Annotated in this window: 16 protein-coding genes; all 16 read left to right on the top strand. The window is 23.6% G+C overall.

Annotated elements, in window-relative coordinates; all coding sequences use genetic code 11:
* Positions 1-102 precede the first annotated feature (102 nt).
* The 16 genes from asd to rpoB all read left to right on the top strand — a co-directional run bounded on the left by asd (position 103) and on the right by rpoB (position 15320).
* Positions 103-1212 (top strand): aspartate-semialdehyde dehydrogenase, encoded by a 1110-nt coding sequence (gene asd / locus GJT89_RS01645; protein WP_168894806.1) that lies wholly within the window; start codon positions 103-105, stop codon positions 1210-1212.
* A gap of 154 nt (positions 1213-1366) precedes the next feature.
* The gene (gene fkpA, locus GJT89_RS01640) at positions 1367-2215 is read left to right on the top strand and encodes an FKBP-type peptidyl-prolyl cis-trans isomerase (protein ID WP_168894805.1); all 849 of its coding nucleotides are present in this window, start codon (positions 1367-1369) and stop codon (positions 2213-2215) included.
* Positions 2216-2271: 56 nt separating this feature from the next.
* Positions 2272-2670 carry a sulfurtransferase complex subunit TusD gene (tusD, locus tag GJT89_RS01635; protein WP_168894804.1) on the top strand — a complete coding sequence of 133 codons (399 nt, stop codon included), beginning with the start codon at positions 2272-2274 and terminating at the stop codon, positions 2668-2670.
* Positions 2670-3035 carry a sulfurtransferase complex subunit TusC gene (gene tusC / locus GJT89_RS01630; protein WP_168894803.1) on the top strand — a complete coding sequence of 122 codons (366 nt, stop codon included), beginning with the start codon at positions 2670-2672 and terminating at the stop codon, positions 3033-3035. The genes tusD and tusC overlap by 1 nt, the downstream gene beginning before the upstream one ends.
* Positions 3036-3055: 20 nt before the next feature.
* On the top strand, positions 3056-3355 hold the full coding sequence (gene tusB / locus GJT89_RS01625; protein WP_168894802.1) for a sulfurtransferase complex subunit TusB: 300 nt from the start codon (positions 3056-3058) through the stop codon (positions 3353-3355).
* Positions 3356-3413: 58 nt separating this feature from the next.
* On the top strand, positions 3414-3785 hold the full coding sequence (gene rpsL, locus GJT89_RS01620; protein WP_168894801.1) for a 30S ribosomal protein S12: 372 nt from the start codon (positions 3414-3416) through the stop codon (positions 3783-3785).
* A gap of 62 nt (positions 3786-3847) precedes the next feature.
* Positions 3848-4318, top strand: coding sequence for a 30S ribosomal protein S7 (gene rpsG, locus GJT89_RS01615; RefSeq protein WP_168894800.1), 471 nt, complete (start codon positions 3848-3850; stop codon positions 4316-4318).
* 161 nt (positions 4319-4479) lie between these two features.
* Complete coding sequence (gene fusA, locus GJT89_RS01610) at positions 4480-6600, top strand: elongation factor G (RefSeq protein ID WP_168894799.1); 2121 nt, start codon at positions 4480-4482, stop codon at positions 6598-6600.
* 76 nt (positions 6601-6676) lie between these two features.
* On the top strand, positions 6677-7861 hold the full coding sequence (gene tuf, locus GJT89_RS01605) for an elongation factor Tu (protein ID WP_168894798.1): 1185 nt from the start codon (positions 6677-6679) through the stop codon (positions 7859-7861).
* 150 nt (positions 7862-8011) lie between these two features.
* Positions 8012-8389, top strand: a complete 378-nt coding sequence (gene secE / locus GJT89_RS01600; protein ID WP_168894797.1) for a preprotein translocase subunit SecE — start codon at positions 8012-8014, stop codon at positions 8387-8389.
* A gap of 4 nt (positions 8390-8393) precedes the next feature.
* Positions 8394-8939 (top strand): transcription termination/antitermination protein NusG, encoded by a 546-nt coding sequence (gene nusG / locus GJT89_RS01595; RefSeq protein WP_168894796.1) that lies wholly within the window; start codon positions 8394-8396, stop codon positions 8937-8939.
* A 65-nt stretch (positions 8940-9004) separates the two neighbouring features.
* The gene (gene rplK / locus GJT89_RS01590) at positions 9005-9433 is read left to right on the top strand and encodes a 50S ribosomal protein L11 (RefSeq protein WP_168894795.1); all 429 of its coding nucleotides are present in this window, start codon (positions 9005-9007) and stop codon (positions 9431-9433) included.
* Positions 9434-9439: 6 nt separating this feature from the next.
* Positions 9440-10141, top strand: a complete 702-nt coding sequence (rplA, locus tag GJT89_RS01585; RefSeq protein WP_168894794.1) for a 50S ribosomal protein L1 — start codon at positions 9440-9442, stop codon at positions 10139-10141.
* 141 nt (positions 10142-10282) lie between these two features.
* The gene (gene rplJ / locus GJT89_RS01580) at positions 10283-10771 is read left to right on the top strand and encodes a 50S ribosomal protein L10 (protein ID WP_168894793.1); all 489 of its coding nucleotides are present in this window, start codon (positions 10283-10285) and stop codon (positions 10769-10771) included.
* 56 nt (positions 10772-10827) lie between these two features.
* Complete coding sequence (rplL, locus tag GJT89_RS01575; protein ID WP_168894792.1) at positions 10828-11193, top strand: 50S ribosomal protein L7/L12; 366 nt, start codon at positions 10828-10830, stop codon at positions 11191-11193.
* A 107-nt stretch (positions 11194-11300) separates the two neighbouring features.
* The gene (gene rpoB / locus GJT89_RS01570) at positions 11301-15320 is read left to right on the top strand and encodes a DNA-directed RNA polymerase subunit beta (protein ID WP_168894791.1); all 4020 of its coding nucleotides are present in this window, start codon (positions 11301-11303) and stop codon (positions 15318-15320) included.
* Positions 15321-15322 lie beyond the last annotated feature (2 nt).

The raw sequence follows: 15322 nt of genomic DNA, 5'->3' as shown, positions 1-15322 counted from the left end.
TAAAATAATTATATTTTTTATAATTCTTTTAAAATTAAAAACTGATAATATCATATAAATATTTTTATTAGATAAATATATAAAATAATTTTATAAGGTATGATGATGAAAGATGTAGGATTTATTGGTTGGAGAGGTATGGTAGGATCTGTTCTTATTGAAAGAATGATAAAAAAAAAAGATTTTCAAAATATTAATGCTATTTTTTTTACTACTTCTCAATATGGAAAATCTATTCTTTTCCCAAATTTAAAAAATAAATATATAAAATTACAAAATGCTTATAATTTAGAAAAATTATTCGAATTGGATATAATTATTACATGTCAAGGTAGTGATTATACAAATAAAATTTATTATAAATTAAGAAAAATAGGTTGGAGTGGTTATTGGTTAGATGCAGCATCTAATTTAAGAACATCAAAAAATTCTGTTATTGTATTAGATCCTGTTAATTTAAAACTAATAGAACAAAAATTAAACATGGGTATTAAAACTTTTATAGGAGGAAATTGTACTGTTAGTTTGATGTTAATGGCTTTAGGAGGATTATTTGATAATAATCTTATCGAATGGATTTTTGTTTCTACATATCAAGCAGCGTCAGGTGCTGGTGCTAAATTTATGCAAGAACTTATTAACCAAATGAAATATATATATCAAAATATATCTCATTTAATTAATGATTCTTTTAACATTCTAGAAATAGAAAAAGAAATTAGTAATAAGATGAATTCCTCTAATTTTCCTAAAGATAATTTTAAGGTACCTTTAATTAATAATGTGATTCCCTGGATAGATAAAAAAATGGATAATGGACAAACTAAAGAAGAATGGAAAGGACAATTTGAAACAAATAAAATTTTAAATTTAGATCAAATTATTCCAGTAGATGGTACCTGTGTTAGGGTAGCTACTTTACGTTCTCATAGTCAATCTTTTACAGTAAAATTAAAAAAAAATTTATCTATAAATAATATTGAAAATATTATCAATTCTCATAATAAATGGGTAAAAATTATTTTAAATGATTTTAATGATACTATTAATTTTCTTACTCCATCTTTTATTAATGGTAAATTAGACTTACCAGTAGGAAGAATAAAAAAATTAAATATAGATAAAAATTGTTTTTCCATGTTTTCTGTTGGTGACCAATTACTTTGGGGTGCTGCAGAACCATTAAGAAGAATGTTAAAATTATTAATTTAAATTTTTTTAAAAAAATGTTTTTTTAACTTGTTTTTTTTATTTATTAAAAGTAATATTTTATATAAATAAGGTAATTTATTATCTTATTTATATCAAAATTATAATATATTCTAAATTTTTAAAAATTAATCTTATTAAAAACTTTGGAGCAAAAATGAGATTTTTTACTAAAAAAAAATTAATATTTATTATGTTAATATTAATTATTGGTTTAAATATATCTAATACAAATGCATTTTTATCAAAAAATACATCTTGGTGGAATAATAAAAATAAAAATAAAATTATTATAAAAAAAGAAAGAATAATTATAAAAAAGAAATTAAATTTAAAAAACAATAAAAAAAATGTTCATTTGTTAACTGAACAAGAAAAAATGTCTTATGCTTTGGGAGTTTCTATTGGTAAATATTTATCAAAAACATTCCAAGCACAAAATAAATATAAATTTATTTTAAATAAAGAAATTATTCTTAAAGGTGTATCTGATGTTTTAGATAAAAAAGTTAAAATATCTGAAGATGAAATTGATAAACAACTTCAAAAATATAATGATGGTATACAAGCATATACAATACAAGAAACAAAAAAACAAGCACAGCAAAATAATATTAAAGCAAAAAAATATATTAAAAAATTTTTAAAAGAAAAAAACGCTAAAAAAAGTAAAAGTGGATTAGTATATAAAATTATAAAAATGGGAAAGGGTAAAAAAATAACTAATAATAATATAATAATAGTTATTAAATATAAAGGAAAATTAATTGATGGTACTATATTTGATAATTCATCTATAAAAGAACCATTATATATAAGCTTACAAGAAGTAATGCCTGGTTGGCAAGAAGGATTAAAATATATTAGAAAAGGTGGTAAAATTACATTAGTTGTACCTCCTAAATTAGCTTATGGTACAGAAATAATTCCTGGTGTACCAATTAATTCTACTCTAATATTTGATATGGAACTTTTAGATATTATGCCTTTAGTAGTATCTAAATAAGAAAATAAGTGAGTATTTTATAATTACTTAAATATTATGAATAAACAAAAAAATATATGATTTTTATCATATTAGTTACAGGAGCTCCTTTTAATACACAAAATTCTTATTCAGCATATTTATTTGTTAATGCAGTAATAAAAAAAAAGAATTTTGTACAAAGTGTATTTTTTTATCGTGATGGTGTTTGTAATGCTAATAAAAATGTTAAATTCAATGAAGATGAATTTAATTTAATTTATTCTTGGGAAAAATTGAGTAAAAAATATCATATAAACTTGTATATATGTATTACATCTGCTAAGAAAAGAGGTTTAATAAAAGACAATTATGATCAAGTTAAAATATTAAATTATCAATCAGATGATAATATAATTAATAATAGATTTAAAATAACTACTTTAAGTACATTAGCAAAATCTATATTAACTTGTAATAGATTAGTCCAATTTTAATGAATAAAATAGCATTTATATTTACAACATCTCCTTATGGAAATAGTCTTGGAAAAGAAGGACTCGATGCCGTAATTTCTATATCCTCATTTACTGAGGATATAGCATTATTTTTTATAGGAGATGGAATTTTACAAATAAAAAATTATCAACAAACAAAAAATATCTTATTAAAAAATTATAACGTAAGTTTTAAAATTTTAAATTTATGTAATATTAGTAATTTTTTTGTTTGTTCACAATCTTTAAAAATATTAGGAATAAAAAAATATAAAAAAAATGATTGGATCGTACCTATTCAAATAATAGATTTATTATTATGGAAAAAAAATATTGTTAATTATAATATAATTATGAATTTTTAGTTAGATAAATTATATTTCTTATGTTATATACCTTATTTAGTTCACCATCATCCTGTAATTTTTCTTTATTATTAAAAGTTTTAAATAAACATGATGATTTACTTTTAATTCAAGATGGTGTATTAGCAGGATTAAGTAATAGCAAATTTATGAAAAAAATAATTAAAATTAAAGAAAAAATAAAATTATTAATATTTGCTATTGATGATGATATATTAGCTAGAGGTTTAGATTTAAATATTTCAAATAAAATTATACGTATAAATTATGAACAATTTGTTGATTTAGTTATTAAAAATAAACAACAAATTATATGGTAATTTATAAAAATAAAAATTTTAATTTAAAATTAATTAAATTTTCTATTTAGGAAAAAATATGTCAACAATTAATCAACTAGTACGAAAAAATAGAATTCGTAAAATTATTAAAACTAATGTTCCTGCATTAAATTCATGTCCTCAAAAAAGAGGAGTTTGTATAAAAGTATATACAACAACTCCAAAAAAACCAAACTCAGCATTACGTAAAGTATGTAGAGTAAGATTAACAAATGGTTTTGAAGTAACTTCTTATATATCTGGTGAAGGACATAATTTGCAAGAACATTCAGTAATTTTAATAAGAGGAGGAAGAGTAAAAGATCTTCCAGGTGTAAGATATCATACTATTAGAGGTACTTTAGATTGTACAGGAGTAAAAAATCGTAAACAAGGAAGATCAAAATATGGTACGAAAAAACCTAAATAATAGTAAATAAAAAATTTATATTTCATAAATTATGTAAAATTATTAAATAATGGAGTATTTATATGTCACGTAGACGTATAGTTAGTCAACGTAAAATAACACCAGATCCTCAATTTGAATCAGATTTATTAGCTAAATTTATTAATATTATTATGATAGATGGTAAAAAATCTATTGCAGAATCTATTGTTTATTCTTCATTAAATTTAATCACTAAAAAATTAGGAAAAAAAGAAATAGATATATTTTTAACTGCATTAGAAAATATCAGACCAGTAGTTGAAGTAAAATCTAGGAGAGTAGGAGGATCAACATATCAAGTTCCTGTTGAAATAAGACCTACAAGAAGAAATACTTTAGCTATGCGTTGGTTAGTTAATGCTGCAAGAAAACGACAAGAAAAATCAATGATTTTAAAACTTACTAATGAAATATTAGATGCTTTAGAAAAAAAAGGAAATGCTGTTAAAAAACGAGAAGAAATACATCGTATGGCAGAAGCTAATAAGGCTTTTGCACATTATCGTTGGTAAAACTATTTAATCATAAAAAAATTAAACTAATTTTAATTTAAAATGAAAATAAATCAATTAATTAAAAGATATGTGTAGCTAAATTAATATTTATTATTTTATTAAAAAATAATATTTAATATAATTTTAAAATTTTTATCTAATTAAATTAGAGGAATAAGATGAGTCGTATAACTCCTATAACGCGTTATCGTAATATTGGTATTAGCGCACATATTGATGCTGGAAAAACTACTACAACAGAAAGAATTTTATTTTATACAGGAGTCAATCATAAAATAGGTGAAGTTCATGATGGAGCTGCTACAATGGATTGGATGGCACAAGAACAAGAAAGAGGTATTACTATTACTTCAGCAGCTACTACAGCATTTTGGTCAGGAATGTTTAATCAATATAAAGAACATAGAATTAATATTATTGATACACCAGGACATGTAGATTTTACAATTGAAGTAGAACGTTCTATGAGAGTATTAGATGGAGTTGTTATGATTTATTGTGCTGTAGGAGGAGTACAACCTCAATCTGAAACAGTATGGAAACAAGCTAATAAATATAAAGTTCCTAGAATTGCTTTTATAAATAAAATGGATCGTATGGGTGCTAATTTTATAAAAGTTATTAAACAAATTAAACATAATTTAATAACAGAAACTGTTCCATTACAATTACCAATAGGTATTGAAGATAAATTTTCTGGTATTATTGATTTAATACAAATGAAAGCTTTATATTGGAATGAAAAAGATCAAGGAATAAAATGTAATTGTACTAAAATACCTTTGAATATGAATAAAGAAGTAAAATTATGGCGTCAAAAATTAATAGAATCTGCAGTTGAATCAGATGAAAAGTTATTAACAAAATATTTAAATGGATATGATTTTACTGTAGAAGAAATTAAGACTTCTTTAAGAAAAAGAGTTTTAAATAATGAAATTACTCTAATTACATGTGGTTCTGCCTTTAAGAATAAAGGAGTACAATCATTATTAGATGCAATTATTGATTATTTACCATCTCCTAAAGATAAACCTCCAATTCAAGGAATTTCTAGTATTGATAATAAAAAAAATATAATTACTAGAAATACTAATGATAATGATCCATTTTCAGCATTAGCCTTTAAAATAGCTAATGATCCTTTTGTTGGTAATTTAACTTTTTTCCGAGTATATTCAGGTACCATTAGTAATGGAGAAACTATATTTAATCCAGTAAAAAAACAAAAAGAACGTATTGGTAGAATTGTTCAAATGCATGCAAATAAAAAAGAAGAAATAAAAAAAGTTTATGCAGGAGATATTGCAGCAGCTATTGGATTAAAAAATGTTACAACAGGAGATACATTATGTAATATTAATAATTCTATAGTTCTTGAAAATATGGAATTTCCAGAACCTGTAATTTCTATTGCCATAGAACCTACAACTAAAATAGATCAAGAAAAAATGGGATTAGCATTAAATCGTTTAATAAAAGAAGATCCTTCTTTAAGAACATGGACTGATATAGAAACAAATCAGACTATTATTGCAGGGATGGGTGAATTACATTTAGAAATAATTATTGATAGAATGAAAAGAGAATTTAATGTAGCTGCAAATATTGGAAAACCACAAGTTTCTTATCGAGAAACTATACAAAATAGTGTTAAAAATATAGAAGGTAAATATATAAAACAAACAGGAGGTAGAGGACAATATGGTCACGTAGTAATTGATATATTTCCATTAAAATCTATTAAAAATAATGAAGGTTATTTATTTACTAATGATATAAAAGGTGGTGTAATACCTAGTGAATATATTTCAGCTATAGACAAAAGTATTAAAGAACAATTAAAATCAGGTCCTATGGCAAGTTATCCTGTAGTTAATATTGCAGTAAGACTACATTTTGGATCTTATCATGATGTAGATTCTTCTGAATTAGCTTTTAAAATAGCCGCAGCAATTGCATTTAAAAATGCATTTAAAAAAGCTAATCCTATTTTACTTGAACCTATAATGAAAGTAGAAGTTGAAACTCCTGAAGAATATATGGGAGATATAATTGGAGATTTAAATCGAAGAAGAGGAATTATAGAAGGTATGAATAATATACCTACTGGAAAAACTATACGTGCTTGTGTACCATTATCAGAAATGTTTGGTTACGCTACTGATTTACGTTCTTGTAGTCAAGGAAGGGCTTCATATTCTATGGAATTCTTAAAATATAATAAAGCACCTAATAGTATTTCAAAAATAATTATTGAATCTAGGTCTAAGTCATAAAATTTTAATTAAATTTTAATCAAATTTTAAAATTTTTATAAAAAATTTTAATTTATTTAGAAGGATATTTTTTACTATGTCTAAAAAAAAATTCGAACGATCTAAACCTCATATTAATGTAGGTACCATAGGCCATGTTGATCATGGTAAAACAACTTTAACAGCAGCTATTACAACTGTTTTATCTAAAAAATATGGTGGTACCGCAAAAGCTTTTGACCAAATTGATAATGCTCCAGAAGAAAAAGAAAGAGGTATAACTATAAATACTTCTCATGTTGAATATGATACTAAATCTCGTCATTATGCTCATGTAGATTGTCCTGGGCATGCTGATTATGTAAAAAATATGATTACAGGTGCTGCTCAAATGGATGGTGCTATATTAGTTGTCGCAGCAACAGATGGTCCTATGCCTCAAACTAGAGAACATATTTTATTAGCAAGACAAGTAGGTGTTCCTTATATTATTGTTTTTCTTAATAAATGTGATATGGTTGATGATGAAGAATTATTAGAATTAGTTGAAATGGAAGTTCGTGATTTATTAACACAATATAATTTCCCAGGAGATACTACACCTGTTATTCGAGGATCTGCTTTAAAAGCATTAGAAGGTGATAAAAAATGGGAAAATAAAATAATAGAGTTAACAAAATATTTGGATAGTTATATTCCTAATCCTATAAGAGATATTGATAAACCTTTTCTATTACCAATTGAAGATGTTTTTTCAATTTCAGGAAGAGGTACAGTAGTTACTGGAAGAGTAGAAAAAGGGATAATAAAAATTGGAGAAGAAGTAGAAATTATAGGTATTAAAAATACTATTAAGTCTATCTGTACTGGGGTAGAAATGTTTCGTAAATTATTAGATGAGGGACGTGCTGGCGAAAATATAGGAGTTTTACTTCGAGGAATAAAAAGAGAGGATATAGAAAGAGGACAAGTTTTAGCAAAACCAGGATCAATAACACCTCACACTAAATTTGAAGCAGAAGTATATATTTTATCTAAGGATGAAGGTGGTAGACATACAGCATTTTTTAAAGGATATCGTCCTCAATTTTATTTTAGAACAACAGACGTAACTGGAACTATAGAATTACCTTCAAATATTGAAATGGTTATGCCTGGAGATAATATTAATATGATCGTTACATTAATTAATCCTATAGCAATGAATAATGGTTTACGTTTTGCTATTCGTGAAGGCGGACGTACTGTTGGAGCAGGAGTAGTTACAAAAATTTTACAATAAATGAAAAATAAAAGAAGATAAGGGAAATATATATAAAGCCTCCCTTTGATTCTTTTTAATATTCAAAATTATAATAATAATAAATTATTAGTAAAAAATTTTTATTATTTATATAATTAAATTTTTATTAATTAATAGACAATTAATATTATGGAATTTAGAAAAAATATAAATAAAAATCTTATAGAAATTATCAAATGGTTTATTAGTTTATTTTTATTAATTTTTACTATAATATGTAACTATAATTATCAAAATATATCTTTATTTATTCGTTTAATATTATTTTTTTTAGTTTTAACTTTAATAAGTTATATTATATTATCTACTAATAAAGGTAAAAAATTACTTTTTTTTATAAATGAAACACGAATAGAAACTCATAAAGTAATATGGCCTACATATAAATACACTTGGCAAACAACTTTAGTTATTACAATTATTACCATAATAATGTCAATTATTATTTGGATATTAGATAATTTTTTAATTTATTTAATATCATTTTTAACTGGAACAAGGGTATAATATTATGTATAAATCTTTAAAAAAAAAATGGTATGTAATTCAAGCTCGTTCTGGTTTTGAAAATCGTATTGTAGAATCATTAAAAGAATATATTAAAATTCATTCTATGGGTGATTTTTTTGGTAAAATTTTAGTACCTACTGAATCTATTATTGAAATACGTAAAGGGAAAAAATATAAAAGTGATCGTAAATTTTTTCCGGGATATATATTAATTAATATGATTATGAAAGAATTAAGTTGGCATTTAGTACGTAGTATTCCTAAAGTTTTAGGTTTTATAGGAGGAACACCTGATAATCCTTGTTCTATTAGTGAAAAAGAAGTAAATATTATTATAGGACGTTTACAAAAAATTGGTGATAAACCTAGACCAAAAATTTTATTTGAACCAGGAGAAATGATTAGAGTAAAAGATGGTCCTTTTTCTGATTTTAATGGAATAGTTGAAGAAGTAGATTATGAAAAAAGTAGATTAAAAGTTTCTGTATCAATTTTTGGACGATCAACACCTGTTGATCTTAACTTTTGTCAAATAGAAAAAGGATAATTTTTATTTAAGAAATTTATATAATTGATTTAAATATTTATTTTATAATAATTAGAGAAAATATTATGGCAAAAAAAATAAAAACTTACATAAAATTACAAGTTCCTGCTGGTAATGCTAATCCTAGTCCTCCTATTGGACCTGCATTAGGACAACATGGATTAAATATCATGAATTTTTGTAAAGATTTTAATACAAAGACCAAAAATTTAGAAAAGAATATGCCTATTCCGGTAGTTATTACTGTTTATATTGATAAAACTTTTACTTTTATTACAAAAACTCCTCCTACATCTGCAATAATAAAAAAAATAATTGGTATTAAAAAAGGATCAAGCAAACCAAATATAGATAAAATTGGAATAATTACACGCGATCAAATACGTAAAATTGCAGAAATAAAATATGTTGATATGACCGGAATTAATATTGAATCTATGATGTTATCTATAGAAGGTACTGCACGTTCTATGGGATTAACTATTAAGGATTAAAATATAATGTTAAAATTAACAAAACGTATGAATTTAATGTATAAAAATATAAATGTTAAAAAACAATTTTCTATTGAAGATGCTATTAATAATTTAAAATCATTAAGTAAAGTAAAATTTATTGAAAGTATTGATATTGCTATAAGTTTAGGAATAGATACAAAAAAAACAGAACAAAATATTAGAGGTAATGTTTGTTTAACACATGGTACTGGTAATTATACTAGAATAGCAGTTTTTGCTGATGGTGATGAAGCAATACAAGCAAAAAAATTAAAAGCAGAATTTATTGGTATGTCTGATTTAGCAAGTAAAATTAATAATGGTGAAAAAAAATTTGACGTGGTAATAGCTACACCAGGAGCTATGGATATAGTAAGTAAATTAGGACCTATTCTTGGTCCAAAAGGATTAATGCCTAATCCTAAATTAGGTACAATAACTAATAATATTAGTGAAACAATTAAAAAAATCAAACATGGACAAATAAATTTTCGTAATGATAAAAATGGTATTATTCATACTAATATAGGAAAAATTAATTTTAAAAATTATAAAATTAAAGAAAATTTACAATGTTTATTAAAAACATTAATAAAGTATAAACCAGTACAATTAAAAGGAAATTATATAAAAAAAATATATATATCTTCTACAATGGGAATTTCTATAAATATTACTAAAGATTGTATGAATTTAATAAATTAATTTTTTATATTATGAAAAAATTTTAATATATAGATTATTCTTTTTTTATAAAATTATTTGGTATTTTTTTAAAAATTTTATATTTTATGTTATAATTTTAATTCTTTTTTTATAAAAATTCAGGAGTGCAATAATCTTCTAATGTCATTAAATATAAAAAAAAAAAAAATGATTGTTGCAAAAATAAGTAAAATAAATCAATGTGCTTTATCAGCTGTAATTATCGATTTTTCCGGAATTTGTACTAATGACTTAAACAAATTAAGGAAAAAAAGTAGAGAAAATGATGTAATCATAAATATTATTAGAAATAAATTACTAAAATTAATTATAAAAAATAGTAATTTTAAATGTTTAGAACCGTTAATAAATGGACCAATATTAATTGCTTACTCACTTAAACATCCTGGAGCTGCCGCGCGTTTAATTAAAGAATTTAATAAAATTGATGAAAAATTTAAAATTAAAGCAGCATCATATAATAATAAAATAATAAATAGTGAAAATATTTCTATTTTAGCAGAATTACCTACTTATAAAGAGGCTATAGTACGTTTTTTAATAATTATAAAAGACATTTCTATAGGAAAATTAATAAGAACTTTAATCAACATTAAAAATATAAAATAAATTAAATTTATTTTAATAAAAAATTTTATTCTTTTTGATAAAGGAAAATATATATTATGCCTATAACTAAAGAACAAATAATAGAAGCTGTAGAATCTATGTCCGTTATGGATATAATGGAATTAATTAATTCCATGGAAAAAAAATTTGGTGTTACTAGTATAATAAAAAATGAACAGAATAATAATAATGAGAAAGAAATAAAAGAACAATTAGAATTTAATGTATACTTAAAAAGTATAGGAAAAAATAAAATATCCGTTATAAAAGTTGTTAGAAGTATAATGAATTTAGGATTAAAAGAAGCTAAAGATTTAGTAGAATCAGCTCCTGTAATACTAAAAGAATCTATTAGTAAAGAAGAAGCTTTAGATTTAGAATCAAAATTAAAAATTTCTGGAGCAGAAATAGAGATTAAATAATCTTATAATAATTATTATATAATAATAATTTTATTATATAAGTAATTTTTATTACTCATAATAATACTAATTTAATTGCTTAATTTATCAGATAACTGAGGAACCATATGGTTTATTCTCAAACTGAAAAAAAACGCATTCGTAAAAATTTTGGAAAAAGACCTCAAGTTTTAAATATTCCATATTTACTTTCTATACAAATAGATTCATTTAAAAAATTTATAAGAAAAGATCCTAAAGGACAATATGGTTTAGAAGCTGCATTAAAAAGTATTTTTCCTATATGTAGTTATAGTGGTTATTCTAAACTAGAATATATTGATTATAGTTTAGGAAAATCTCTTTATAATGTTAAAGAATGTCATACAAGAGGTATGACATATTCAGCTTCCTTAAAAGTAAAATTAAAATTAATTATTTATGATAAAGAAATATCAAAATTATCAATTAAAAATATAAAAGAACAAGAAGTATACATGGGTGAAATACCTTTAATGACAAAAAATGGTACTTTTATAGTAAATGGAATTGAACGTGTAGTTGTTTCACAATTACATAGAAGTCCTGGAGTTTTTTTTGATAGTGATAAAGGAAAAACACATTCATCAGGTAAAATATTATATAATGCTAGAATTATACCTTATAGAGGTTCTTGGTTAGATTTTGAATTTGATGCTAAAGATAATATTTTTGTACGTATAGATAGAAGAAGAAAATTACCTATTACAATTATTTTACGTGCTTTAGGCTATGATATAGAATCAATATTAAATATTTTTTTTAAAAAAATTATTTTTCATATAAAAGATGAAAAAATATCAATGATGTTAGTTCCTGATAGATTAAGAGGAGAAACAGCATTTTTTGATATCAAATATGACAATATTTGTTATGTAAAAAAAGGTAAAAGAATTACTATACGTCATATTAATCATTTAAAAAAGAATAAAGTAAAATGTATTAATATTCCTATAGAATATATGGTAGGTAAAATAGTTAATAAAGATTATATAGATAATTCTACTGGAGAAATTATTATTTCTGCTAATTCTCCATTATCTATAGATATAATTAATAAAATTTATAAAAGTAATAATTCTATTGAAACAATTTTTACTAATGATTTAGATCATGGTGCTTATATTTCTGAAACATTAAAATTAGATACTACTACAAATCGTTTAGAAGCTTTAGTAGAAATATATAGAATGATGCGACCAGGAGAACCACCTACAAAAGAAGCAGCAGAAATGTTATTTAAAAGGTTATTTTTTGTAGAAGATCGTTATGATTTATCTCCTGTTGGCAGAATGAAGTTTAATCGTTCATTATTACGTGAACATGTTAATGGTAAAGGGATACTTAGTAAAAAAGATATTATTGATGTAATTAAAAAATTAATTAATATCCGTAATGGAAAAGGAAGTATCGATGATATTGATCATTTAGGTAATAGAAGAATACGTTCTATTGGTGAAATGGCCGAAAATCAATTTCGCATAGGTTTAATTCGTGTTGAAAGAGCTGTAAAAGAAAGATTATCTTTAGGAGATTTAGATACTTTAACTCCTCAAGATATGATTAATGCTAAACCAATTTCTGCAGCTATAAAAGAATTTTTTTGTTCTAGTCAATTATCTCAATTTATGGATCAAAATAATCCATTATCTGAAATTACACATAAACGACGTATTTCTGCTTTAGGACCAGGAGGATTAACTAGAGAAAGAGCTGGATTTGAAGTTAGAGATGTACATCCTACTCATTATGGAAGAGTATGTCCAATTGAAACTCCAGAAGGTCCTAATATAGGTTTAATAAATTCATTGTCAGTTTATGCACGAACAAATGAATATGGTTTTTTAGAAACACCATATAGATTTGTAAAAAATGGACTAGTTACTAATAAAATTAATTATTTGTCTTCCATAGAAGAAGGAAATTTTATTATTGCACAAGCTAATACTGATTTTGATCAAAATGGATACATAATTAATGAATTTATTATATGTCGTTATAAAGGAGAATCTGGTTTATTTAAAAAAAATCAAATTCATTATATGGATGTTTCTACACAACAAATTGTTTCTGTAGGAGCTTCATTAATTCCTTTTTTAGAACATGATGATGCTAATAGAGCTTTAATGGGTGCTAATATGCAAAGACAAGCAGTTCCTACTTTAAAAGCTGAAAAACCATTAGTAGGAACTGGTATGGAAAGAATTGTAGCAATTGATTCTGGTGTAACTGTTATTGCTAAAAATTCTGGTATTGTACAATATGTAGATTCTTCAAAAATTATTATAAAAATAAATGATAACATTAATACTCAAAATAATATAGATATATATAATTTAGAAAAATATATACGATCTAATCAAAATACATGTATTAATCAAATTCCATGTGTTCACTTAAATGAATTAGTATATCAAGGTGATGTTTTAGCAGATGGTCCAGCTACAGATTTAGGAGAATTAGCATTAGGACAAAATATGAGAGTAGCTTTTATGCCATGGAATGGTTATAACTTTGAAGATTCAATTTTATTATCAGAAAAAATTGTGCAAAAAGATAAATTTACCACTATACATATACAAGAATTATCTTGTATATCCCGTGATACAAAATTAGGAAAAGAAGAAATTACATCAGATATACCAAATGTAAGTGAATCTTCTTTATCTAAATTAGATGAATGTGGAATTGTATATATTGGTGCTGAAGTTAAAAGTGGTGATATTCTTGTAGGTAAAGTTACCCCAAAAGGAGAAACACAGTTATCTCCAGAAGAAAAATTATTGCGTGCTATTTTTGGAGAAAAAGCTTCTGATGTAAAAGATACTTCTTTACGTGTTCCTAATGGAACTTTAGGTACAGTTATTGATGTTCAAATTTTTACAAGAGATGGAGTAAAAAAAGATAAAAGGACTTTAGAAATTGAAGAAATGCAATTTAATCAAATAAAAAAAGATTTATTTGCTGAACAAAAAATTTTTGAAGAAAATATTATTTCAAATATAAAAAAATTTTTATTAAATAATAATTTTTTAGTAAAAGAGAATATAAAAAATTTTGATATTAACTATTTTAGTTCTATTTCTTTAGAAGATAAAATAAAACAAAAAAAATTAAATGATTATATTAAACAATATACAAAAATAAAAAATATATTTGAAAAGAAAATAAAAATACAAAAAAAAAAAATTACACAAGGTAATGATTTAGCTCCCGGAATTTTAAAAATTATTAAAGTAAATTTAGCAGTAAAAAGACAAATACAACCAGGAGATAAAATGGCAGGAAGACATGGAAATAAAGGTGTTATTTCTAAAATTTGTCCTGTAGAAGATATGCCTTACGATAGTAATGGAATTCCTGTTGATATTGTCTTAAATCCTTTAGGTGTACCATCTAGAATGAATATAGGACAAATTTTAGAAACTCATTTAGGTATGGCAGCTAAAGAAATAGGTAATAAAATTAATTCTTTATTAAAAGAAAAAAATATAGAAAAAATACGTATTTTCTTACAAAAAGCATATAATATTGGTGATAATACTTATCAAGATATTAATTTAAATAATTTTAATAATAACGAAATAATGTTATTAGCAAATAATTTAAAAACAGGATTACCTATAGCAACACCAGTATTTGATGGTGCTAAAGAGAATGAAATTAAAGAATTATTGAAATTATCGGATTTACCAGTTTCTGGCCAAATTAAATTATATGATGGACGCACAGGAGAGTCTTTTGAAAATCCTGTTACTGTCGGATATATGTATATGTTAAAATTAAATCATTTAGTAGATGATAAAATGCATGCTAGATCTACAGGTTCCTATAGTTTAGTAACACAACAACCATTAGGAGGAAAAGCTCAATTTGGAGGACAAAGATTTGGTGAAATGGAAGTTTGGGCATTAGAAGCATACGGAGCAGCATATACTTTACAAGAAATGTTAACAATTAAATCTGATGATGTAAATGGTAGAACAAAAATGTATAAAAATATTGTTGATGGAAATCATCAAATGAATGCTGGTATTCCAGAATCATTTAATGTTTTATTAAAAGAAATACGATCCTTAGGTATAAATATTAATTTAGAAAATAAATAGTA

Origin of the sequence: Enterobacteriaceae endosymbiont of Donacia versicolorea (assembly GCF_012570965.1) — a bacterium.
Classification (GTDB): domain Bacteria; phylum Pseudomonadota; class Gammaproteobacteria; order Enterobacterales; family Enterobacteriaceae.
This window is presented reverse-complemented; position numbering and strand designations above follow the sequence as displayed.

Coding starts and splice junctions, on each gene's coding strand:
- asd (WP_168894806.1), top strand. CDS start 103: ATGATGAAAGATGTAGGATTTATTGGTTGGAGAGGTATGGTAGGATCT.
- fkpA (WP_168894805.1), top strand. CDS start 1,367: ATGAGATTTTTTACTAAAAAAAAATTAATATTTATTATGTTAATATTA.
- tusD (WP_168894804.1), top strand. CDS start 2,272: ATGATTTTTATCATATTAGTTACAGGAGCTCCTTTTAATACACAAAAT.
- tusC (WP_168894803.1), top strand. CDS start 2,670: ATGAATAAAATAGCATTTATATTTACAACATCTCCTTATGGAAATAGT.
- tusB (WP_168894802.1), top strand. CDS start 3,056: ATGTTATATACCTTATTTAGTTCACCATCATCCTGTAATTTTTCTTTA.
- rpsL (WP_168894801.1), top strand. CDS start 3,414: ATGTCAACAATTAATCAACTAGTACGAAAAAATAGAATTCGTAAAATT.
- rpsG (WP_168894800.1), top strand. CDS start 3,848: ATGTCACGTAGACGTATAGTTAGTCAACGTAAAATAACACCAGATCCT.
- fusA (WP_168894799.1), top strand. CDS start 4,480: ATGAGTCGTATAACTCCTATAACGCGTTATCGTAATATTGGTATTAGC.
- tuf (WP_168894798.1), top strand. CDS start 6,677: ATGTCTAAAAAAAAATTCGAACGATCTAAACCTCATATTAATGTAGGT.
- secE (WP_168894797.1), top strand. CDS start 8,012: ATGGAATTTAGAAAAAATATAAATAAAAATCTTATAGAAATTATCAAA.
- nusG (WP_168894796.1), top strand. CDS start 8,394: ATGTATAAATCTTTAAAAAAAAAATGGTATGTAATTCAAGCTCGTTCT.
- rplK (WP_168894795.1), top strand. CDS start 9,005: ATGGCAAAAAAAATAAAAACTTACATAAAATTACAAGTTCCTGCTGGT.
- rplA (WP_168894794.1), top strand. CDS start 9,440: ATGTTAAAATTAACAAAACGTATGAATTTAATGTATAAAAATATAAAT.
- rplJ (WP_168894793.1), top strand. CDS start 10,283: ATGTCATTAAATATAAAAAAAAAAAAAATGATTGTTGCAAAAATAAGT.
- rplL (WP_168894792.1), top strand. CDS start 10,828: ATGCCTATAACTAAAGAACAAATAATAGAAGCTGTAGAATCTATGTCC.
- rpoB (WP_168894791.1), top strand. CDS start 11,301: ATGGTTTATTCTCAAACTGAAAAAAAACGCATTCGTAAAAATTTTGGA.